Annotated in this window: 25 protein-coding genes; 22 read left to right on the forward strand and 3 right to left on the reverse strand. The window is 45.0% G+C overall.

What is annotated here, in order from left to right; genetic code table 11:
* The 3 genes from HUT38_03180 to HUT38_03190 form a co-directional block, all read left to right on the forward strand.
* A partial coding sequence (locus HUT38_03180; protein ID NUQ57460.1) for an alanine--tRNA ligase occupies positions 1-1,778 on the forward strand: 1,778 nt, incomplete at its 5' end.
* Positions 1,779-2,057: 279 nt separating this feature from the next.
* On the forward strand, positions 2,058-3,059 hold the full coding sequence (locus HUT38_03185) for a hypothetical protein (GenBank protein NUQ57461.1): 1,002 nt from the start codon (positions 2,058-2,060) through the stop codon (positions 3,057-3,059).
* A gap of 63 nt (positions 3,060-3,122) precedes the next feature.
* Positions 3,123-4,067 carry a M28 family peptidase gene (locus HUT38_03190; GenBank protein ID NUQ57462.1) on the forward strand — a complete coding sequence of 315 codons (945 nt, stop codon included), beginning with the start codon at positions 3,123-3,125 and terminating at the stop codon, positions 4,065-4,067.
* A 41-nt stretch (positions 4,068-4,108) separates the two neighbouring features.
* On the opposite strand, the gene HUT38_03195 is transcribed toward HUT38_03190, so the two are convergent.
* The 3 genes from HUT38_03195 to HUT38_03205 form a co-directional block, all read right to left on the reverse strand.
* Positions 4,109-5,644, reverse strand: coding sequence for a phospholipid carrier-dependent glycosyltransferase (locus tag HUT38_03195; GenBank protein NUQ57463.1), 1,536 nt, complete (start codon positions 5,642-5,644; stop codon positions 4,109-4,111).
* 115 nt (positions 5,645-5,759) lie between these two features.
* A complete protein-coding gene (locus HUT38_03200; protein ID NUQ57464.1) occupies positions 5,760-6,503 on the reverse strand; it encodes a glycosyltransferase in 744 nt (247 codons plus the stop codon).
* Positions 6,500-8,542, reverse strand: a complete 2,043-nt coding sequence (locus tag HUT38_03205; GenBank protein NUQ57465.1) for a glycosyltransferase family 39 protein — start codon at positions 8,540-8,542, stop codon at positions 6,500-6,502. The genes HUT38_03200 and HUT38_03205 overlap by 4 nt, the downstream gene beginning before the upstream one ends.
* Positions 8,543-8,639: 97 nt before the next feature.
* Here HUT38_03205 and HUT38_03210 point away from each other — a divergent pair, with 97 nt between their 5' ends.
* The 19 genes from HUT38_03210 to HUT38_03300 all read left to right on the forward strand — a co-directional run.
* Complete coding sequence (locus HUT38_03210) at positions 8,640-9,803, forward strand: hypothetical protein (protein ID NUQ57466.1); 1,164 nt, start codon at positions 8,640-8,642, stop codon at positions 9,801-9,803.
* Positions 9,804-9,842: 39 nt separating this feature from the next.
* Positions 9,843-11,081 carry a baseplate J/gp47 family protein gene (locus tag HUT38_03215; protein NUQ57467.1) on the forward strand — a complete coding sequence of 413 codons (1,239 nt, stop codon included), beginning with the start codon at positions 9,843-9,845 and terminating at the stop codon, positions 11,079-11,081.
* Between the two features lie 75 nt (positions 11,082-11,156).
* Positions 11,157-11,372, forward strand: coding sequence for a translation initiation factor IF-1 (gene infA, locus HUT38_03220; protein NUQ57468.1), 216 nt, complete (start codon positions 11,157-11,159; stop codon positions 11,370-11,372).
* Between the two features lie 12 nt (positions 11,373-11,384).
* A complete protein-coding gene (gene rpmJ / locus HUT38_03225) occupies positions 11,385-11,501 on the forward strand; it encodes a 50S ribosomal protein L36 (protein NUQ57469.1) in 117 nt (38 codons plus the stop codon).
* 6 nt (positions 11,502-11,507) lie between these two features.
* Positions 11,508-11,888, forward strand: a complete 381-nt coding sequence (gene rpsM, locus HUT38_03230) for a 30S ribosomal protein S13 (GenBank protein ID NUQ57470.1) — start codon at positions 11,508-11,510, stop codon at positions 11,886-11,888.
* 200 nt (positions 11,889-12,088) lie between these two features.
* A complete protein-coding gene (gene rpsK / locus HUT38_03235; protein ID NUQ57471.1) occupies positions 12,089-12,535 on the forward strand; it encodes a 30S ribosomal protein S11 in 447 nt (148 codons plus the stop codon).
* A gap of 55 nt (positions 12,536-12,590) precedes the next feature.
* Positions 12,591-13,181 (forward strand): 30S ribosomal protein S4, encoded by a 591-nt coding sequence (gene rpsD / locus HUT38_03240; protein ID NUQ57472.1) that lies wholly within the window; start codon positions 12,591-12,593, stop codon positions 13,179-13,181.
* Positions 13,182-13,228: 47 nt separating this feature from the next.
* Positions 13,229-14,203 carry a DNA-directed RNA polymerase subunit alpha gene (locus HUT38_03245; GenBank protein NUQ57473.1) on the forward strand — a complete coding sequence of 325 codons (975 nt, stop codon included), beginning with the start codon at positions 13,229-13,231 and terminating at the stop codon, positions 14,201-14,203.
* Positions 14,204-14,311: 108 nt separating this feature from the next.
* Complete coding sequence (gene rplQ / locus HUT38_03250) at positions 14,312-14,659, forward strand: 50S ribosomal protein L17 (protein NUQ57474.1); 348 nt, start codon at positions 14,312-14,314, stop codon at positions 14,657-14,659.
* Between the two features lie 7 nt (positions 14,660-14,666).
* Positions 14,667-15,017: a 50S ribosomal protein L13 gene (rplM, locus tag HUT38_03255; GenBank protein NUQ57475.1), complete on the forward strand. Its 351-nt coding sequence runs from the start codon at positions 14,667-14,669 to the stop codon at positions 15,015-15,017.
* 6 nt (positions 15,018-15,023) lie between these two features.
* The gene (rpsI, locus tag HUT38_03260; protein ID NUQ57476.1) at positions 15,024-15,497 is read left to right on the forward strand and encodes a 30S ribosomal protein S9; all 474 of its coding nucleotides are present in this window, start codon (positions 15,024-15,026) and stop codon (positions 15,495-15,497) included.
* A gap of 706 nt (positions 15,498-16,203) precedes the next feature.
* On the forward strand, positions 16,204-16,938 hold the full coding sequence (locus tag HUT38_03265) for a hypothetical protein (protein NUQ57477.1): 735 nt from the start codon (positions 16,204-16,206) through the stop codon (positions 16,936-16,938).
* 192 nt (positions 16,939-17,130) lie between these two features.
* A complete protein-coding gene (locus HUT38_03270) occupies positions 17,131-17,376 on the forward strand; it encodes a hypothetical protein (protein ID NUQ57478.1) in 246 nt (81 codons plus the stop codon).
* Positions 17,377-17,510: 134 nt separating this feature from the next.
* Positions 17,511-18,014: a hypothetical protein gene (locus tag HUT38_03275; protein ID NUQ57479.1), complete on the forward strand. Its 504-nt coding sequence runs from the start codon at positions 17,511-17,513 to the stop codon at positions 18,012-18,014.
* Positions 18,015-18,377: 363 nt separating this feature from the next.
* Entirely contained in the window at positions 18,378-18,947 is a 570-nt protein-coding gene (locus tag HUT38_03280) for a hypothetical protein (protein ID NUQ57480.1), read from the forward strand.
* Between the two features lie 95 nt (positions 18,948-19,042).
* A complete protein-coding gene (locus HUT38_03285) occupies positions 19,043-19,357 on the forward strand; it encodes a CRISPR-associated protein Csx3 (GenBank protein ID NUQ57481.1) in 315 nt (104 codons plus the stop codon).
* 250 nt (positions 19,358-19,607) lie between these two features.
* A complete protein-coding gene (locus HUT38_03290) occupies positions 19,608-19,916 on the forward strand; it encodes a hypothetical protein (GenBank protein ID NUQ57482.1) in 309 nt (102 codons plus the stop codon).
* A 196-nt stretch (positions 19,917-20,112) separates the two neighbouring features.
* Positions 20,113-20,631 (forward strand): hypothetical protein, encoded by a 519-nt coding sequence (locus HUT38_03295; GenBank protein NUQ57483.1) that lies wholly within the window; start codon positions 20,113-20,115, stop codon positions 20,629-20,631.
* A 348-nt stretch (positions 20,632-20,979) separates the two neighbouring features.
* Positions 20,980-21,086 (forward strand): hypothetical protein (locus tag HUT38_03300; protein ID NUQ57484.1); only part of this gene is annotated, 107 nt, incomplete at its 3' end.

Consider the following 21,086-nt stretch of genomic DNA (forward strand, 5'->3'; position numbering starts at 1 on the left):
AAAAATTTTTGGAATTTTTTAAGAGTAAAGGGCACGCGATAATCCCTTCGGCCTCGCTTGTGCCGAGCGAAACGGACCCGACCGTGCTATTTACCACCGCCGGCATGCAGCCGCTGGTGCCTTATCTTTTGGGAGCAGACCATCCGGGCGGCAGGAGAGTGGCCAATATCCAAAAATGCGTCCGCACCGGCGACATAGAAGAAGTGGGCGACGCGCGGCATCTTACTTTTTTTGAGATGATGGGGAACTGGTCGTTCGGCGACCCCAAGACGCACGATGGCATCGGGGCAGGATACTTTAAACGCGAAGCGATAGAATGGAGCTGGGAATTTTTGACGGACAAGAAATGGCTGGGATTAGATAAAAATTTGCTGGCGGTCTCCGTTTTTGCCGGAGATGACGATGCTCCCTTTGACGAAGAAGCGTATGAGCTTTGGAAAAAGTTGGGCGTGCCGGAAAAGAGGATCGCCCGTCTGCCGAAGAAAAACAACTGGTGGGGCCCGGCCGGCAAGACCGGACCGTGCGGGCCGGACACGGAAATGTTTTACTGGACCGGAGACCCGAAAGACGTTCCGAGCTACTTCAACGACGACAATGATTTATGGGTGGAAATATGGAACGACGTTTTTATGCAATACAATAAAACTTTGGACGGCAAATACGAGCCGCTCAAGCAAAAAAACGTTGATACCGGAATGGGGTTGGAGAGAATGGCGATGATGATGCAGGGCAAAAATAATGTTTACGAAACGGATTTGTTTGAGCCAATTATAAGCAAAATCAAGAATCAAGAATCAAGAATCAAAAATATTAAAGAAGAAAAGAATATAAAAATTATTGCAGATCATGTCAAAGCGAGTGTGTTTATTATTGCCGACGAAGTGGCGCCGTCCAATCTCGGGCGGGGATATGTTTTAAGGCGGCTGATACGCAGAGCGGTCCGATGCGGTAGGCAATTGGGAATAGAAAAAGAATTTTTAAGCGAGATCACATTGCCGGTTTTTGAAATATATAAAGAATTTTATCCGGAACTTGTTCAGAAAAAAGAAATGATTTTAAACGTTATTGGCGAGGAGGAAAAAAGGTTCGGCAAGACGTTGGAAAAAGGATTAAAGGAATTTGAGTCAATTTCCACCAAAGGAAATGTTTCAGGTAAAGACGCCTTTGTTCTTTTTTCCACCTATGGCTTTCCGCTGGAAATGACCACGGAACTGGCCAAAGAAAAAGGATTGGAAGTGGACGTGAAATGTTTTGACAAGGAGTTTGAAGAGCATCAGAAAATTTCCCGCACTTCTTCCGCCGGAATGTTTAAAGGAGGCTTGGCCGATGCCGGAGAAAAAACGACTCAATACCACACGGCGACCCATCTTTTGCACAAAGCGCTTAAAATCGTTTTGGGCGAAAGCGTGGCGCAGAAGGGCAGCAATATCACCGCCGAAAGATTGCGTTTTGACTTTTCCTGGCCGGAAAAGATGACCAAGGAACAGATTGAGAAAGTAGAGGAAATCGTCAATGGAAAAATAAAAGAAAATCTGCCGGTTTCCTGGAGAGAAATGGTGTTGGAAGAGGCCAGAAAATCCGGCGCCATCGGCCTGTTCGGCCATAAATACGAGGACAGGGTCAAAGTTTACACGATAGGAGAGCCTGAAAAATTTTTCTCCAAAGAAATTTGCATGGGGCCGCATGTTTCCTCAATCGGCCAGCTCGGCCGCTTCAAAATCATCAAAGAAGAAGCCGTCTCGGCGGGAGTAAGGAGAATAAAGGCGGTATTGGAGTAGTAATAATCGCGAATCTATTACAATGTCTTCCTTAACTTATGCACAGGCTTAAATTTGACTAGTCTTGGTAAACCTTTATTATTAAGTAATCATATAAATGAAACAGGGAGTAATTAATTTTTCATATAAGTGGCTAAAACACTTTAAGACTTTCAATCAGGAGGTCGGTTTTAGCTGTCTAAATAAAATTAATTAATATTCAATCAATTTGGGCATCTGAATCCGGCTTCGTGTGGAGCCGGATTTTTGTTTTTTAACAATTGAATAGAAAGGAGACCTATGTATATAAGGACGAGGAAAGAATTGGAAGTATTGTTAGATGAGAGGAAAAAAATGGCGGGGGAGATAAGAAAAAAAATTGATCATTGGGTGAAGCAAAAATACGGAATAGAAAACTTTGGAGCAATCAAAGAGAAACATTTGTCGTTTCTTAAAGATGAAACAAGGACATATGGCTTTTTGGCCAGGCAAATTCCCTCGGTTTGTGTTGAGGATGTCACGTTTTTTATAGGTTCTAAAAAACTTGGGCTTGAGCCGGTGTGGATGTCTTTTTTGCAAGACAATTTTTCTTCCGCTAATTCCGAAAAGCTGAATAGGGTAAAAATTCCATGGTCAAAAATTACGGAGAAGGGAAAATTGACGCTTCGTTATGAGAATGTTTTCGGCGGGCAAATACCGGAACTGGAAAGCGTTGTTTTGGGTCACATCACGGTCGCCGGTGGCGGAACTTTGCCGGAATTTCACAGTCAGCTTAGAAAAAAGGTATTTAATGGGTATGATCCCGCGCTCGACATTTCAGGTTTTTGGAACGACTGCCTAAAATCGTCTGTGAATAAGCCGGAATTTGTCTATGAGACAAGCAGTGGCAAGGGGCGTAAAATCTTCCTAAAAGATTCTTCCCGCGGAAAGCTGGATTCTGATTGTGTTAGGCCGCCCTCAAGCTGGTATTATCCTCTGTACTTCTCATGCTTTTTGGACGGTTCAGTGGTGTTGCTAGAAACTTATGAAAACCCTGACGGTCAAGTGCCGGAAGCTCGTAAATTATTTATCCGGACAATGGACGCGGTGAAGGAAATTGCGGGAGTGTATCCGCTTGTTTTGGAAATCCCGCCGCTAACTCTTGAAATGCGGTGCCTGAATCGAGATATTGTGGAAAAAGAAAATCCTGAATGCTTGGATAGTATTGGCGAAGAGGTCTCCTTGGAAAAATTCGGAGAAGACGGCTATTTGTGCCAATTCTTCAAAGAATTATCGGAGAGAGTTCTTAATTATAGAAGGTAAACAAAGAGGGCTCTTTTAGAAGCGCAAACTTGGTAAAAGAGCCCTCCCTTGTATAATAAAACAATGCAGAAATTTAACAAACAATCGTTTATCCGCGACTTGCTTAATTTTTCCCCCAGGCAAGGGAAAAAAGCTGAAATGACGGGCAAGTACTTAGAAAAAACCTTGAAATATCACAAGGTCTCTTTCCTGTCGGAAAAATTTAAAGTCGAAATTCCGGAGGTGGGCGCCAGCCTTGCGGTAGATGGAAAAAAAATACCCTGCAAGGGGTGTTCGTTTATTGGCGGAGAAATAAAAAGCAAAAATTCCATTGCCAGTTCCCTTATTTCTTCCCGCTTGTTCGCGAATCAGCCAAATATAAACTTTAACCCTGAATGCGACGACATATCAGCGGCTAATTTTTATTTTTCTCCGGCTGTCGCCGTTTCGCGGAAAAACATTACCGCCATTATCCAGGCGAATAAAATTTTAGGCAAAGTAAGCGTCAAAAAAGTAGAAATGGAGTCAAATCAAATTTTAGTCGGGAACACAAGCAGCCCCAAAAATATAATTTTCGGGCATTATGATTCCATTGGCTCGGGGGCAACCGACAATGCTTCGGGAGTTGCCGTAATGATTGATGTTTTGGTAAAAAATCCAACAACTTCAGAGAACAATCTTTTTGTTTTTGACGGCAATGAGGAGCTTTCTTATGATCGCCCCACTTATTGGGGGCATGGCTACAGAGTCTTCGAAGAAAGACATGGTGATTTGCTTAAGCGCGCTCATAAAATTTTTGTTGTCGATTGTGTGGGTAATGGAAAGATGTTTTCCACTAACGATCCCGAAATTATAAATTTGGCTTTTCCAATTAGTTCCGCGGAAAAATTAAAAGATAAAATTCATATACTTAGTGGAGATATTAAAAAACTGATGAAAGTTTATCACTCAAATCTGGACACAGAAAAAGAGCTAAGCGTAAAATATTTAAACGAAGCGGTTAGATTGTTGCTCAAACAACTGAAATAGGCTTAAAATTGGCGAGGCGGAATGTTTTTCGCAAGCCACCCTTACTCCACCGGTTTGAGTTTCCAGAAGTCAAACCACACGCGCTGTTTGAATTGCTCCGTGGTCAGCGGCTGATAGTAGGTGAGCGGGCTGAAGAAGGAGTAGGAGATTATTATGGCGACGACGGCCAGAAGGATAATTTTGTAAATAATTTTCGGTTTGGCCGCCAGTTTTTCGGCGAAGATGTAGTTGAAGACAAGGAAAGCCAGAATGAAGGAGAATACAAGCGGAATGAAGTAATGGTACAAATACATCACCCGCTCAATTCGCAACATCACCGCCATATAACTGACGTACATCGCCGCAAAGGCGGAGATAAGGTAAAAAAGTTTTTTGTCTTTAATCGGCAGGCGGAAAAGAAACACGGCCACTATAAGAACAAGGGAGATAACGATACCTGATAAGCCGAGCAGCCAGGTGGCCGGATTGCTTTGCAGGTACATATATCTAACACCGTCGCCACTCCTTTCCCATCGGTAGTTGATACTCTTGTCGCCCAATGGCCAGGTCATCGGATGGCTGCCGTTTTCGTCCGGCTTGCAGACATCCAACACCGGCACGCCTTTGTTGTAGTTGGCCATGTAGGCCAGATTGTCCTTGACCATGGCGGGGAAATTTTTAAACTCGGTAGTTTTTCCTTCCGCGATTATGGCTTTGTATTCTTCCGAAGCTCTATAAGATTTGTCGCCCTCTATTTTTTTACCCAGCGAAAAATGAATCTGCCAGACGGCGAAGAATACAATAACCGCGCCGAAAACGAACACGACGCTTTTTAACAAAGTAATTTTCAGACCATCAAGGACCGACCTTGATGCGCGCATCAAGGTCGGTCCTTGATGTCGCGACGCTCGGATTTTTTCCCAATTTTCACAAGCCAGCAAGAACGGTAAAAGCAGAAGCAATATCCCGCCGGTCGCCTTTATCATTATCGGAATTCCAACAAGAAAACCGAACAAGAAGTAATTGGAAAGTTTTAAAGGAGTTTTCCTCCCCAGAAGATAAACAAAATAAAGCGCGGCCAGCAGGATGAAGAACAGATGGCTGCCCTCCAGCATCGCCGCGCGGGAGTGGATTATCAGCGCGTTGTCAAAAACATAGAGCGAAGAAAAAAGCGCCGACAAATGGGCGTTTTTGGAAACAAGGTAAAAAATAAGAAAAAACAAAACCGCCGAGAACCAGGCGAACAGGGTTGAAAAAAGCCTCACTCCGGCAAAAGAGTAGCCGGCGGGAAAGTCTTTGATGTAATCGGTCTGGGTGAATTTGTGAAGCTCGTCCTGATTTATAAACCGGTTGGGCTTCATCATGTATTCGCCCAGCGCGATAAACATTTTCCCCAGCGGAGGATGCGGCTCCATAAATATCACTCCTTCAAGATATTTTTGGGCCGAGGCGATGTGGTAGTTCTCGTCCCAGAAAACCGCCGGCGGGTAGTCGTAATTTTTAAAATAAGTGAAGTAGGAGGCGATAAGCACGGCCACGGCGTAAAAAACGACCAGGTTTCTTTTTTTGGAAAAAAACTTTTTTAAAAATTGAATCATAGTTTTTAAATTAAGCCCCTTTAAAAGTTCATACTGGCCTGTACTTGCGCGGCGAATAATTTTGCGAAATCGCCTTCGGCTTTATTTGTGATTATACACGCTAGTTTTAAAACTTCTAACGGGGCAGGTCCGCTTTTAATTTTTTTAATTCTTTCAAATATTCTTTTATTATTTTCTTCAAATCTGCTTTGCTTTCGCGGCCGGCGTCTTCGTCCGTGTCCGTCCATTTTACCGGAATTTCTTTTATTTTGTAGCCTTTTTTGGCCGCCCGGATTATCATTTCCGTGTCAAAAAACCAGGTGTTGTTTTTAACCAAAGGCAGCAACTCCCGGACGATTTTATTGTTGGCGGCTTTAAAGCCGCAGGGGTAGTCTTTTATCCTCAGGCCGAATTTGCGGCGCACGAGCAGGCTGAAGACTTTGGAAATAATTTTGCGTTTTAAACTTCTGCGCACGACCGAGCCGAGGGCCATTCTTGAGCCGACGGCCAAATCGTAACCTTGCTCAATGGCGTTTGTCAACGCGGGCAAGCCGGACAAATCGGTGGACAAGTCCGCGTCCATAAAAACGTAAACGTCGGCGTCAAAACTTTGCCAGCCTTCGCGGACAGCCAACCCTTTGCCCTTGGCGGAAACGAGCTTGTGGACAATCTTGTTGCCGGAATCTTTTTCCATTTTTCTTACGATGTCGGCCGTTTTATCCGTGGAGCCGTTGTCGGCGACGATTATCTTCCAGTCGTAAGCGGTCATATTTTGGCGGCAAAAACCGGAAAGACGCTCCGTGGAGTCGCCTATTACTTTTTCCTCGTTGTAAGCGGGCAGAACTATATTTAGTTTTTTGTTTTTTTGTTCCGACGTCATGGCGTTTTGAAAATAAAAATCGTTTTGCCGACTCTGGCTTCCAGGTTGTTCTTGAAAATGGAATATTTTTTCTCCGGCGGGATGTTTTTGTCGTAAATATTATTCTGCAGGTTCATCGCCGAAACGGCTATGTAAGAACCGGAGGGCGGCGGCGGATCGTTTTTAAGATTGAAGTAACGGAAATTTTCTCCGAAGTAATATTTGGGGGCGTTGAGCGAAAAGATGTCCACGTAGACAGTTTCTATGTTGTTTTCTTTTATCCATTTGCCCAGCCGTTTTACGTCCTGTCCCCAGTCGTAATTGGAGTCGGTGGCTGTTTTGTAGCCGTTGTCTGTTCCTCCGCCCGCGAGGTTATAGTAGCTCAAATAATGGGGGAAAGACAATGCCGCCGAAAAAACGACGACCAAGGCCGAAGCGAAGAAAACGTTTCTGACCGTCAAAAATTTGCCCAAACCGAAGTTCCAATATCTGCCGATTCCGGCGGCGGTAAGAGTTAAAGCGGCGAAAATCGCCGGCATAAAGTGCCTGATGCCGATGTTAAGGCGGCTGTTTAAAGCTTCGTAAGAAAAAACTGCCAGAAAAGCGGCCAGTACAAAACTTAACGGGGATATTGTTCTGAAGTAAGAAAGCAGACCGTTCTTAAAACCGACACGCGGTGTCGGGGAATTTTTGACATCGCGTGTCGGTTTTTTAAAAATAAGAAAAATGACGGAAATAATAAACAACAATAAAGAAACAAAAGAAAGAAAGTGAATAGGCAGAGGCAGTTTCAGCAGATAAAGAACCGGAAAATACCAAACACCGGCGCCTTCGGAGCCGTATATTTTGCCCATAAAGTAAGCGCTTTGGCCGGCGCTGTCCACTCGGTTGACGACCATGGAAATCCCTATGGCGTAAGTGGCGGCGGCCCGGCCGAAAATGTTGGAGTCGGCCAGCCTAAACAAAATCTCTTTGCCGGAATCTGGAAATTTTGCCGGATAATTGGCCTGAAGCTGCGATTTAATGCCCTCGCCGTCGGAGTTGTAAACGTGGGCGGCGTAAAATCCGATTGTCAGCGCCAGAGAAATTATAGCCAGCGTCGCGTATTGGATTGCGTAAACCGCCAGCCGTCCCATCAAGGACCGACCTTGATAATCATTATCAAGGTCGGTCCTTGATGTTCTTTTGAAACCGCGAACGGCCAGGTAGGCCGCGCCGCCCAGAAACGCCGGCGCCAGCATGGCCAAGGAAGAAAACTTTGCCGAATACGCCGCGGCAAACAGAAAGGCCGAAAGCCCCAGCCACCATTTGTATTTCCGGTCGTTTGAAAAAAGGTAAAGATAAAAAGCAAAAGCGCCCAACGCCGACATTTGCAAGACGGAGGAGGCGAAGTCGGTGGTCACCAACGAGGCGTGGGCGAAACTTAAAGGAGAAAATGAGAGCAAAAACAAAGCAATCAGAGAAGTTCTTTGGCCGAAATTTTTGCGCAGCATCAGATAAAGCAGGAAGAGCAGGGTGGAGTTGAAAATTATCACCGACAATCTGGCCAACAGGATTATCAAATCCGGATTGCTTTGCGGGTTGAATATCAGCATCCGGTTGTCCCAGTGATAATTTTCAATTTCCAGAACGCGGGGAAAAATTTTCTTGTTAAAGAATAAATCTTCCTTTTCCGCTTCGGAAGGGAAGGGCGCGTCGTAGGAAACTTCGGGAAAATCGGGGTTTAAAAACAGTCTGATTAAAACGGCGGAAACGTCTTTCACCAAGGGAGGGTGTTCCGGATTTAAAAAATAACGGCCGGATTCAAGATAGTAGTAGCCGCTGGTGAGGTGGGGGACTTCGTCGCTGGTGATGGAGTCTCCTGAGTATTTGAGGTCGCGGAAATTGAATCCGGAAACGGAGAAAAAAGAAACGGCGCCGAAAAAAACGCAAATTAAAACAGCCCACCACGCTTGTTTTGACGCCGCGAAGAAAACCGACCTGCCAGGTTTAGATTGCCAACCTGGCAGGTCGGTTTTTTGCTGTTTTTGGGCGGGATTATACGCCTTGCCGCTTTCCATAAATAACTCTGAAAATCATAGCATATTTTCGGGATTTTTTAATGTTAATAAATACAGACTGGCCAATATTTATTTATGGTATAATTAATCCCATAGAATGACTTTCGTTAATCCTTTGCCAAAAAACAAAAAAATAGCGGTCATTGACTTCGCCAGCTCTTCCGTGGGCGCGATGGTTATTGAGCAAAACAAAGACGGCCAAGCCAGAATTATCGGTTCGGCGCGGGAGCCTTTTAATTTTCTTTACGATGTAAACTTTGACGCCTTCTGGAGATGTGCCGCGGGGGCTTTGGAAAAGAGCCTGAAGAACATCGGCGGCATCATAAGCGGCCGGCCGGAAAAAATATTGTGCGTTTTTTCTTCTCCGTGGTTTGTTTCGCGAAGCAAGGTTATAAATATTTCAAAAAGCGAACCTTTTGAGATTAAGCCGGAATTTTTTCGCCAGATCATCGCCGAAGAAGAAGGTAAGATGAAAAACGCCCGCGGGTTTTTCCTTGAGCACGAGATAATAAAAACGGAACTCAACGGCTACTCCGCGGATTCGCCTTTCGGAAAAAAGGCAAAGACCGTCCGGCTGGGCGTTTACTTGAGTTCGGCGGCGGAATCAGTCAGAAAAAACATTGAAAAACGAATAATTTCCGCTTTCGGCCCCGCGCCTGTGGAATACGCCACGTTCCCATTGCTGGCTATGAAAGTTTTTAACGGTATAATAAAAAACAGGGAAGATTATCTGGTCGCGGATATTGGCGGCGAAGTGACGGACGTTTTTTTAATAAAAGACAAGAGCCTGGCCGCGACAGTGTCGTTCCCCAAAGGTTACAACGCCTTGTTGAGAAAGGTGGCTTCGTCTTCCAACTCTTTCGTCAAAGAAGCGCCGTCTCTTTTAAAATCATACGTCGCGGGGCACCGGACGGCGGAAAGTTCGGGCAATATCGCTTTGGCGATACGGGAAAGCAAGGAAGAATGGCGGAGTTTTTTTGGCGAGGCCGTCGGCAAAATCGCCGAATCCGGCCCGTTGCCCGGCCTGGTGATGATAATAGGCGGAGGAATGGCGAAAAAATATTTTGAAGAGTGCGTCGCGGCGGGAGAGTTTTCCGATTTTACGGTTTTGGGCAAGCCGATGACGCCCCGGGAGATTTTGCCGGAATGGCTGGAGCACTTTTTTATAATCGGCAGTTCCGGACAAAGCGGAGAAACAGTTCATCATTACAAAGACGCCGCTTTATTGCTTGAATCTTATTACGCCAACAAAAAATTATGAATTAAACCGCCCCGCCGGTCGGCGGGCGAAAAATAAAAAATGGCCAAAAAAGTAATCAAAGACGTTTTTTTGAAGCAGAAGAAGGAAATGGTTCCCTTGGACAAAGAGCTTGAAAACGAAAAGAAAAACAGGAGCCGTGTCCTGTTCCGAGTTTTTATTTTTCTGGCTGCCGCCACTTTGATTGCCGGATTCGGTTTGGTTTTTGTCGGCAGAATTTCTTCGGCGGTCATCAACATAACTCCTCATCAGGAGTTGACGGAAATTGATACCACGCTGAAGGCCTACGGCGTTTCTTCCGCGACTTCCGAAAATCTCTCCTTTGAAACGATGAAAATGGAGATAGAAGAAACGCAGGTCATAACACCGACCGGTATCGCCGGAGGCGGGCAGAAAGCCAGCGGCAAGATAACAATTTACAACAACTACGGAACGGCGCCGCAAACTCTCGTTGCCAACACCCGATTTGAGGCTCCGGACGGCAAAATTTACAGGATAAGCAACGCGGTGACCATTCCGGGCAAGGATTCGGCGGAGGCGACGGTTTACGCCGACAAGCCCGGCGAGGAGTACAACATCGGCATCGTTGACTTTAAAATTCCCGGCCTGAAAGGCGGACCAAGGTACGACAGTGTTTACGCCCGTTCCAAAACGGATATGGTCGGAGGGACCAGCGGCAACAGCAGAGTCGTCAGAAAAGAAGACCTTGACAACGCCAAAAAAAACGCCGAGGGTAAAATAAAAGACAAACTGGCGGAATATTTCCTGAAGCAGGGGCAGGCTGATTATTTTCTCCATAAAAACGCCATAAAAGTTGAATATAAGGACGACAAAAACAACCCGAAAGTCGGCGATGCCGCCGGCGCGACTCCCTTGGTTTACAAAACCACAGGAACGGCGACCGGCTATATAATGAAGAAAAACGATTTGTCCCGCGCCATTACCAACTCCAACATAAGAAAAATTGAGAAGTCCATCGCGAACGCCGAAGAAGTGTCCGTGGACAATCTTGAAGATCTTGACCTAAACTTTTCTTCCTTAGATTCAAAAAACAAGCAAATAACCCTGAAGCTCAAAGGCAAGGCGAGATTTGTCTGGAAATTTGACCAAAAGAAACTGGTTGACGACCTGCAGGGCAGCAAAAGGAAGAATTACAACAAGGTTTTAAGTTCTTACGATTCCATATATTCCGCCAAAATAATATCAAAACCGTCCTGGTGGCGGAAACTGCCGAAAGACGACGAAAAAATCCAGCTGAACGTGATAATAAACAAAAATTAGCAATTTACAGCGGAACGCCGGTATTGTATTTGACATTTATCGGCGCTTTGCTATTATCTAACTCATACAAATTAAATGGCAGACAGGTCAGATAAAATTGCTATCGGAACCGTAATAGAAGCACTGCCTAACGCCACATTCCGCGTCTCATTTGAAGATGGGAGTGAAACGATTGCGTATTTGTCCGGCAGGATGCGGATAAACCGCATCAAAGTCCTTGTCGGCGACAAGGTCAAAGTTGAGTTGAGCCAGTACGGCCAGGCAAAGGGTCGGATAACCCAAAGGCTGTAATTATTTTAAAAAATGAGAGTAAGAGCCGCGGTAAAAACAATATGCAAGGATTGCAAGCTGGTCAAAAGAGGAGGCCGGCTTTATAACATTTGCAAAAAAACGCCCAAGCATAAACAAAGGCAAGGATAAAAACAAATGAGAATCGCTGGAGCAAACATACCGGACAATAAAAGATTGGAAGTCGCCCTGACTTACGTTTTCGGCATAGGCAGGACTTTGTCTCAAAACATTCTTGACGCCGCCAAAATTTCTTATGACAAAAGAGCCAAAGATCTGACGGAAAACGAACAAAATACAGTCCGTCAGCTGGTGGAGAAGCATAGAGTGGAAGGCGATTTGCGCCGGGAGATATCGTCCAACATTAAAAGATTGAAAGACATAAAATCATACAGGGGAAGTCGGCATGCCCGCAGGTTGCCGACAAGAGGCCAAAGGACGAAAACCAATTCCCGCACCAACCGAGGCAACGTCAGAGTGACCATGGGCAGCGGCAGGAAGAAAGCCGAGAAGACATAAAGGCTTGGCCCATATTTTACGAGCCTTGCGAAGTAAAATATGGATGCCAAACATTACCCGCCTAAGTTTTTAGGCGGATTGACAAAAGAAAAGTTTACAAGCGTTAAAAATTAAGTAGTATATTAGAGTTATATTTAAATAAAAACTTGGGCGGGTGCGCAATTTTGTAGTTGCTCACTTCGTTCGCAAACAAAATTGGCATGGGTAAAAAGAAAATAATAACCAAAGAAGAAACCGCGGCGGGAAGCGCCAAGGAAACAAAGGAGAGCAAAGCTCCCGCGGCCAAATCCGCCAAAGCCAAAATAACCAGCGGCGTTTTGCGGGTGCAGTCCACCTATAACAACACCACCATCAATGTTACGGACAAGAGCGGAAATTCACTGTTTTGGTCCAGCAGCGGGACGCTCGGCTTTAGGGGCGCTAAGAAAGGAACGCCGTTTGCGTCCGCCAAAGTGGCGGAACTTTTGGCCGACAAGGCCATTGACGCGGGCATTAAGGATGTTGATGTCGTCGTCAAAGGGGTCGGGGCCGGACGAGAATCGGCCATTCGGGCGTTTGCTTCCAAGGGGATTGAAATAACTTCCATTAAAGATGTAACGCCGGTGCCGCACAACGGCCCGAAACCGCCGAAACCGAGAAGAGTATAGAATAAATCCCAAATTCCAAGCGCCAAATTCCAAATATAAAGATTAAATTTAAAACATGTTAACAGATAAATGTAAAAAATGCAGAAGAGCGGGGGAAAAACTCTTTTTGAAAGGAGAGAGGTGTTTTACCGCTAAATGCGCCATAGCCCGCAAACCGTATCTGCCCGGACCGGCCACAAAGTCGGGAAGGCCGAGAAGAGCCTCCGTCAGCGAGTACGGCGCGAAGCTGCGGGAAGCGCAGAAAACAAAATTCAGCTACGGCATAAGGACAAGGCAGTACGAAAACTACATGAAAGAGGCTGCGGTAAAAGCGGCCGGAGGAAACGTTAAGGCGGGACTTTTCGGCTTATTGGAATCGCGTCTGGACAACGTGGTTTACCGGCTCGGACTGGCGGAATCAAGGTCGGTGGCGAGACAGATGGTGACCCACGGGCACATAATGGTAAACGGCAGAAGGGTCAACGTGCCTTCCCGCCGGGTTTTTATCGGCGATAAAATTTCCATACGGCCGCAATCTGCCGTAAAAGGCAAGTTTAAGGATCTGGACGTGAAGATGAAGAAATACAACCCGCCCGCCTGGCTGAGAATGGACAAAGCCAAAAAAGAAGGGGAAATCGTCGGGGCTCCTTCGGCGGAAAATATTTAAATATTTAACATTTTAATATTTCATTATCAGCTTTTTAATTTAAAATTATGGACTACACAATCGCATTGCCGTCAAAACCGAAGATTGTTTTTGAAGAAGGCAACAAAGGCGTTTACGAGATAAGCGGGCTTTACGCCGGCTACGGACACACTTTGGGCAACTCATTAAGGCGAATAATACTCTCGTCCATCCCCGGCGCCGCCGTCACTACCGTCAAAATAGACGGCGTTTCCCACGAATTTTCCAAAATAACCGGCGTTAAAGAAGATGTTATCACCATCCTGCTCGCCCTTAAAAAATTAAGGTTTAAAATGAACACCGACGAAGCCCAGACCGCCAAAATATCGGTCAACGGAGCCAAAACGGTGACGGGCAAAGACATAGACCTCCCGTCGCAGATTGAGATTATGAACGAAGATGAACACATCGCGACTTTGACCGCCAAGGATTCCAAGCTGGATATTGAGATAACGATAGAGAAAGGGCTGGGATATGTTTCCCGCGACGAATTGCGCAAAGACAAAGTGGATATAGGCACCATAGTTTTGGACGCTGTCTTCACCCCGATCAGAAAAGTCAATTACGAAGTGGAGAATATGCGCGTCGGCGACAGGACTGATTACAACAAACTGCGTATTTCCATAGAAACCGACAGCTCCATCGCTCCGGCGGAAGCTCTGCAGAAATCAGTGGGGATAATGATAAATCATCTCAAGGCGATAGCCGATTTCCAGGAGGAAGAGGAGGTGAAGGAAGAAAAAGTCGCGGCTAAAGAAGAAGCCGCCAGCGAAGAGGAAGCAGCCGCTCCGGAAGAGGAAGACAAAGAAGTTCTTAAAACGAGAGTGGAAGATCTGGAACTTTCTTCCAGAACGATGAACATTCTTACCGAAGCCGGAATCAGGACGCTGGGCGGATTGGCCAGGAAGAAGGAGACGGATCTGCTGGAACTTGAAGGAGTGGGCAAAAAAATGATACAAGAGATAAGAAGGGCTTTGGGAAACTTCGGAATAACGTTAAAGTAATGGCTTGGCCTGAATTTTACGAGTTTTGCGAAGTAAAATTCAGTCGCCAAACATTACCCCGCACATAATTTATTAATATAGTTGCGTTGCGGGTAAAACAAAATTGGCATGCGTCACCACGATAAAAATAGAAAATTCGGCAGAGAGAGAAATCAGAGAAAAGCGCTGATGCGCTCTTTGGTCGTGGGGCTGGTAAGCAGCGAGAAGGTGAAGACGACCGAGGCCAAAGCCAAAGAATTAAGGCCGCTGGTGGAGAAACTGGTCACCAAGGCCAAAATCGGAACCTTACATCAGAAAAAATTGCTGGTTTCCAAAATAGGCGCGGAATCCGCCAAAAAGCTGATTGAGAAAATCGCCCCCAAATACGCCGAAAGAAAGGGTGGCTACACCAGAATAATCAAAACCCCGCAAAGAAAGAGCGACGGCAGCGCCATGGCCATTATAGAATTCGTATAATAAAAAAATGAAAGAATACACAATAGACGCGAAAAACAGAAGTTTGGGAAGAGTCGCCTCGGAAGCGGCTTCCATTTTGCGCGGCAAAAACGATCCGGGGATAAAGGAGAATCGCGCTCCGGAAATAGTCTTGAACGTGGTAAACCTGGACCAGGTTAAGATAACCGGGCAAAAAACCAAACAGAAAAATTATTCCAGATATTCCGGTTATCCGGGCGGTTTGTCTTATCTGGGCATGGAAAAAGCGCTTAAAGAAAAAGGCGTGGAATACGTTTTCAGAAAAGCCGTGTTGGGCATGCTGCCGAAAAACAAACTACAGAGAGTGATGATTAATAATTTGGTTGTAAAAAACGCTTAAACCAAGATGGAACAAAAAACCAAAAAAGCCGAAGCGCATAAATACGTTGAAGCCGTCGGAAGAAGAAAAACTTCCGTGGCCAGAGTCAGGCTTTACAGCAAAGCCGAAGGGGGAATGACCGTCAACGACAAGAAAATGGACGAATATTTCCCCACGGAAGAGACGAAGAAAATCGCCGAAGAAGCGATAAAGAAAATAAATTTTCCCGGCAAACTTAAGGTGACGGCCAGAGTTTCCGGCGGGGGTATCCACTCCCAGGCCGAGGCTGTAAGGCACGGCATAAGCCGGGCGCTGCTGAAATTGGATGCCGGCTTCAGAAAGGAATTAAAAATCGCCGGATTCCTCACCCGCGATCCGAGAATGAAAGAACGTCGCAAATTCGGCCTCAAAAAAGCCAGAAAAGCCCCACAGTGGAGCAATCAAAAAAGCCAGAAAAGCCCCACAGTGGAGCAAACGCTAGTCTGCGACAATCAAATATAACATATCGCAACAATCAAAAAATCCTTGTTTTTCAAGGGTTTTTTGATTGTTGGCGGGGGTAAGACGCCAAAGCCGCTTGACAAAATGTTTATGTATGCTATGCTGTGATTAGATTTGATAGATTTTGGCTTGAATATACACCCTTGACAAAATATTTATATCGTGTATAATTAAGTCAGAAAATCAAATAGAACATTGAATTTTAAAGAGTTTTGTAGTGATGTTTGGCTTCATTCTCGTTCTGTCTAACCAATAGAACGTCCCGATATCCGCCAGCCGGCGGAATGGGGAAATCAATAGAGGAGAGAGTGAGCCAATGAGTATAAACATCTACATTAAACTCGGGAAATGCTTGGAGGGAAGAACCTAAACCCGTCTTGCCTTCAGGAATTTCCTTATTACCTTAGACGGCTGATTCTTTTAAATAAGAGAGTCAGCTGGTGAAACATAAGGACCAATAAGGCGAACTTTAAAAAAAGAATATAGAATACTGAATTTTACTTCCTTTGCGTATTAACTTTTAAGGGCCTGCCCTGTACTAACTCCGGTTGGTTTACAAGAAGAGTTAGTGTCTGGGTTAGCCCACTGCTTTATAACAAATCGTTTTAGTTAGCAGAAAAGTTAGTACAGGGTAAGCAAAATTCAGTGTTGGAAATTAAATTTTTTTGAAATTTATTTCGCAGAAATGCGGGAAAGAGAGAGAAGTATGAAGCCTTCTTTTGAGGGTAAAGCCGTACGCCTGCTTGTAGCAGGTGAGCAGGTGTACAAAGTTATAAACGGCGATGCTTATGTGGCAACGCCGACAGGTTGGACACGAGAAGTGTCTACCCGTTACTGGCAACACATAGGAGGGGCTGTTAAAAAAGTCCTCCTAGGGGAGCAGACAAATGAGGCGGTTCCGGTTGACGAAGAGGAATTAGCCTCAATCGAGGCAGGTATGAAAAAATGTCTCGAGAAAAAGAGATTTGAAGAAGAAAAAGCAAAATTCGTCAGCAAAAAGTGTTTAGGGTTCTTCAATCAGTGCTTCAAACTTCCTGTTGGAACCTTGAGGCATCTGAGGTTGTATTACTATGAATTTGAAGAGGACGAAAAGATCGTCCTACATTGTGGGAGTATCGCGGCTGATGGGGTGTTGATAGCAGATTTCAAGGTACTTCTAACAGAGGTATCTGGAAATCTGACTTTCGAAATTTCCGAGGATAGGAAATTTTGGAAGAGGAAATTAGATGTTGATATGGACTCAATCTCTTCTCTAAAAAGGGTCGAACTTTATTACGACCCGATTCATGGTCATTTCCACGTTGGTCAAATCAATGTGGACGTGGAAGAGCAGTTGAGAAAAAACATGGGAAAGATGCCAGGCAATTTCCCTGTTTACGCGGGGGTCCTAGTCGGGACCTTCTTTCTGGATTTTAAAAGAAGGGAGTGGGGGTTTTTGTAAAATAAAAGTTTAAGTTTTCGGGAAGTTTTTCTAAAAAACTTCCCTCTGTTCTGCCGAATAATCGGTACTGATGATGTTTCCGCGAATTCCAATTTCGCGGCAATACGAAAACAGAAAAATTGTTCTTTTAAAAACCAAATATCGCATTCCAACACTGAATTTTGCTTATCCAAAGAGGGTAGGTGAAATTCAGTGTTGGAAAAAGATTGCGTTGTCTCTTTGTTTCAACCCGATCTTCTTTTCTTCTCAATCAAGAAAACAATTAAATTACCCTATTTAGGGCGATTTGCCCCGCACCAACTCTGTTTAAAAAACAAGATGTGTGGGGAGATAAGCCAAGCATCAATTAAACTTTATGTTAAAACATTAAGTAAAGTTGGTGCGGGGTCTAGTTCTGGATTTAATTACAGCCTTAGTATGATGAATCAACCATTTTAACTTAACCATTTCATCTCATGACTAAGGAATCTTTAGATCTCTAGCAATATTACATTGCCTTAAATTGGGTAATTTAATTTAATTTTTTGACTATTTTTCTCTCGCCGATGAGGCGAGGGAGGAAGGAGAGAAAGATGAGGGAGTTTAAAATAGTATCAGAGGTAGTTAATGGAATGGTGCGAGTGCACCTAGAAGGAGAGATAGATTCTAAGTACTCTGGATCGTATCTGGTTACGATCCAGAATTATAGTAGCAGGTCAGATGTGCCATGCCACATGGTGTCATCAAAGGTCATAGGTCACCTATGGCACGGCGACCTAATAGTCGCCAAAGACTTGGAGTCATCCTTTGTCGCTGCTACCGGGATCGGTGCATTTTCCCGGTTTTATCTTAAAGGAGAGGACCTGTGCGAATCCGTACAGGTTGAAACACTAGGAGGGAAAACTACCGTGGAAATAAACCACGGTAGTTGTGATGTTGACCCATTTGAATATGTATGGCCTGGCCAAAAAACCAGGCTCGTATTCGAAAATCCCCATGCTTATCATGGGGAGACTTTGATAAAAATCCCATTTGCGGAAATGCAAGCCGCGTGGGAAAGGTATGCAGCAAAAAACAACTCGCTTGCTTCGTGTTAGAGCGAGTTTCCGGCACCGTTCTGCCGAGTCCTTCAGTGGACACTGATTTTCGATTTAAGATTTTAAAAAATCGGAGACGGTAAGGAATGGTCCAAGCGGATGAGGAAAGATTCCGCCGCATCGTCGTTGCGTCAAACGGCAAAAGGTTTAAAAGGGAGAAGTTAAGGTTTAAAACTTCTCCCTCTGTTCTCCGCCTAAGGCGGACTGATGATGTTTCCGCGAATCACAATTTCGCGGCAATACGAAAACAGAAAATTCCAACACTGAATTTTGCTTATCCAAAGAGGGTGGGTAGAATCCAGTGTTGGAAGATTGTTTGTGAAATTCGAAAATTTTTTGCCGAAAAGGCAGAAAGGAGAGGATATGAAAAAGATTGTTCTCGCCGGTCCGCCTAGGTCCGGCAAAAGTTGCATGCGCGAGGGGCTGAAACAGACTATCCGCGCAATCCCCGGTGCTCCCTATCCCTATGTCATCACGGCTTGTCCGGATGGCGAGGGTGCGTGGTTCCAGGCAACTGTGAACCATGTTCCGGAGCTCGCGGCGGCGTGCAAGGCGGCCTACAAAGCCAAGTTTACGCCGGAGTTTGTCGAGCGTAACAAGACTTCGGTCGAGAAGTGCTCGCTTGAGCTGACGCTCATCGACATTGGAGGCATCACCTCCAAGGAAAATGAAGCGATCTGCGCGAGTGCCACTCACATCGTCATCCTCGCTGGCGACACCAGCAAGGTGCCGGAGTGGCGCGAATTCGCCAAAAAAGTCGGTCTCACCGTGATTGCCGAGATTCATTCGGACTACCACGGGACAGAGGATAAAGTCGAGGGCGTTGCCCAAGACGGAATCCTCCGGGGATCAGTTCATCACCTCGAAAGAGGCGAACCGGTCGCCAATAGACCAATGATCAGGGCTCTGGCCGAGCGTCTTGTAAAACTCTAAATTTAATTTTTATTCCTATTTGCCGCCCAGATAGGAATTCTGAAATAATATGTCGATTAATGATTAGGGCGGAATCGACAGAAAGGAGGCCGAGAATGGCTAATAAATTTTTTAAAATTAATTTAGAAAATGGGAGTCTGTTGAGGGTAGGCTTCGGAGAGCCTGCCCAAAATGACCAAATCGTAAAAGACGCTGTTGAACGTCTTGGCGAGATGGTCGCCGCCAATGAGCTTGCTGGCGGACCAATTTTGAAAATCAACGGGCCGGCAAGTTTGCCCGTTGCCATCGCGATTGCCCACGCGGTGGGACACCTCTATGAGGTGATCGGGGTCTTTGACCCCAAATTGGGCAAGTATGTCGTGGCAGTAAGTCACGGCAATAAATATCAACCAGGCGATCTGGTTGATTAAATGTTTAAAAGGGTTGTAGGTTTGCCCGACAAGAAAGATTGCGGTTCAATCTTTCTTGCCAAAACCTTCAAGGAAGAAGTGCGTGATGGTTCATGCACTTCTTCCAATCTTTTTTGAGCTTGTCAGTCTAGGGCTGATTGGTTCAAAGTGAGATTATACTCCAACACTGAATTTTGCTTGCCAAAGAGGGTGGGTAGAATTCAGTGTTGGAATTAATTTACTTCTGAAAATTTCTGAAAGGAGAAGGAAGATGAAAAAAGCCTTATTAGTTTTTTCTTTTTTGTTTATTCTTTATTTTTTTGAATTGCAAGTTTTTGCAAGTGAGGGGTTTTCCATAGTTTCTATTAAAACTGTGGGAAATCACTCCTACGTTGTCATAAACAAGGATGGTCGCCCAAGCGATCGTCCTGTGGAAATCCTGGAAATCTTATCGGATTTTGAAAGGTTAAATCCCGATAAGGAAATAACGGGATGGAGCATTGAGAAACAGCAAACGGCTTATGGCTTTGTCTACAACTATATTTACGGTCTGTGGATTGATCATAAGCCAAAAAAGTGATTTTATCTTTTAACTTTGGGCGACCCTGCCCGCATGCCCTATAGGCCAATGGCCGAACGGGAAGTCAGTTAAGTCTGGCCGAGCAGGGGAGGGTAAAATTTTTTACCCCTGGCTCGAGGAGAAAGAATGAATAAAGGATTGCCGGTCTGGAATTATCGGAAGATTTATATAACCTTGCTTAACAGGAAAAGGAAAAGTGCATTGTCCAAGTTGCGATTTTTTTGAGACGGTGCGCAATAACGAAAAGCGTATTTTCGTTATTATCTTTGTTTTTTCAGAAAGGAGAAGAAAGATGGGGTATGGAATCGCATTTGACAATGGCCGCAGTGGCGCGGCCACAACGATCAGGGCTGAGATCAATCTCGGCCTAAAGAAAGGCTATGGCGGTTTTCTGCAGGAAAAGCAGGAGGTCATTGACTTCCTGAAAGAATCCTACAGGAAGGCTATAGCTGCAGGGGGGACATACATTCCGGTCGGCGTACAGCAGACCGAAATTGTATACGCGTACCCGACGGACAACGGTCCGTTCGCGGACGCGGAGCCAGCTTTAACTCTCTTCTCGGACAAAAATCCGCTTTACGCGGTTCAGTCCGATGAAGACTGGAAGGCGGAGGTCGAAAGACTTGCCGCCGAGCTGGCCGGGAAGTTTCAACAATACCGGGTGTATGTATCGTACATCCCGGTTGAAGTAAAAATATTCCAGAAACAGGGTTAATGTTTTTGGAATAGGGCTTAAGGAAGAATGCACAGTGGTTTTGTGCATTCTTCCAATCTTTTTTGAGCTCGTCAGCTAATGGTTGGTGGGTTCAAAGTGAGATTAAGAAATTAACCGCCGTAAGGCTGTTGAATCAGAGCAAAAAGCGATTGAGATTTTTTAAAAACTCTCTCCTCTAAAATCGCTTTTCTGGTTCGCAGCCTCGCGGCGATTAAAAAACATCCCGTTAAAGCCGGGATGTTTTTTTGTGAAGTTGCGGAAAGTTTGGAAATAAGCTAATATTTTAAGTTATTATTGTTAAATAAATTATAATTTAAGCGTTAAAATTACGAAAAAATCATAAATAACATGACAAGCAAAAAAACAAAAATTGTGGCGACGATAGGGCCGGTCACTTCCGGCGAGGAAAAACTTACAGAGCTTTTAGAAAGCGGAATGAACGTAATGAGAATAAA

Origin of the sequence: Candidatus Paceibacter sp. (genome assembly GCA_013360865.1) — a bacterium.
In the GTDB taxonomy this organism is placed as follows: domain Bacteria; phylum Patescibacteriota; class Minisyncoccia; order UBA9983; family UBA9983; genus SURF-57.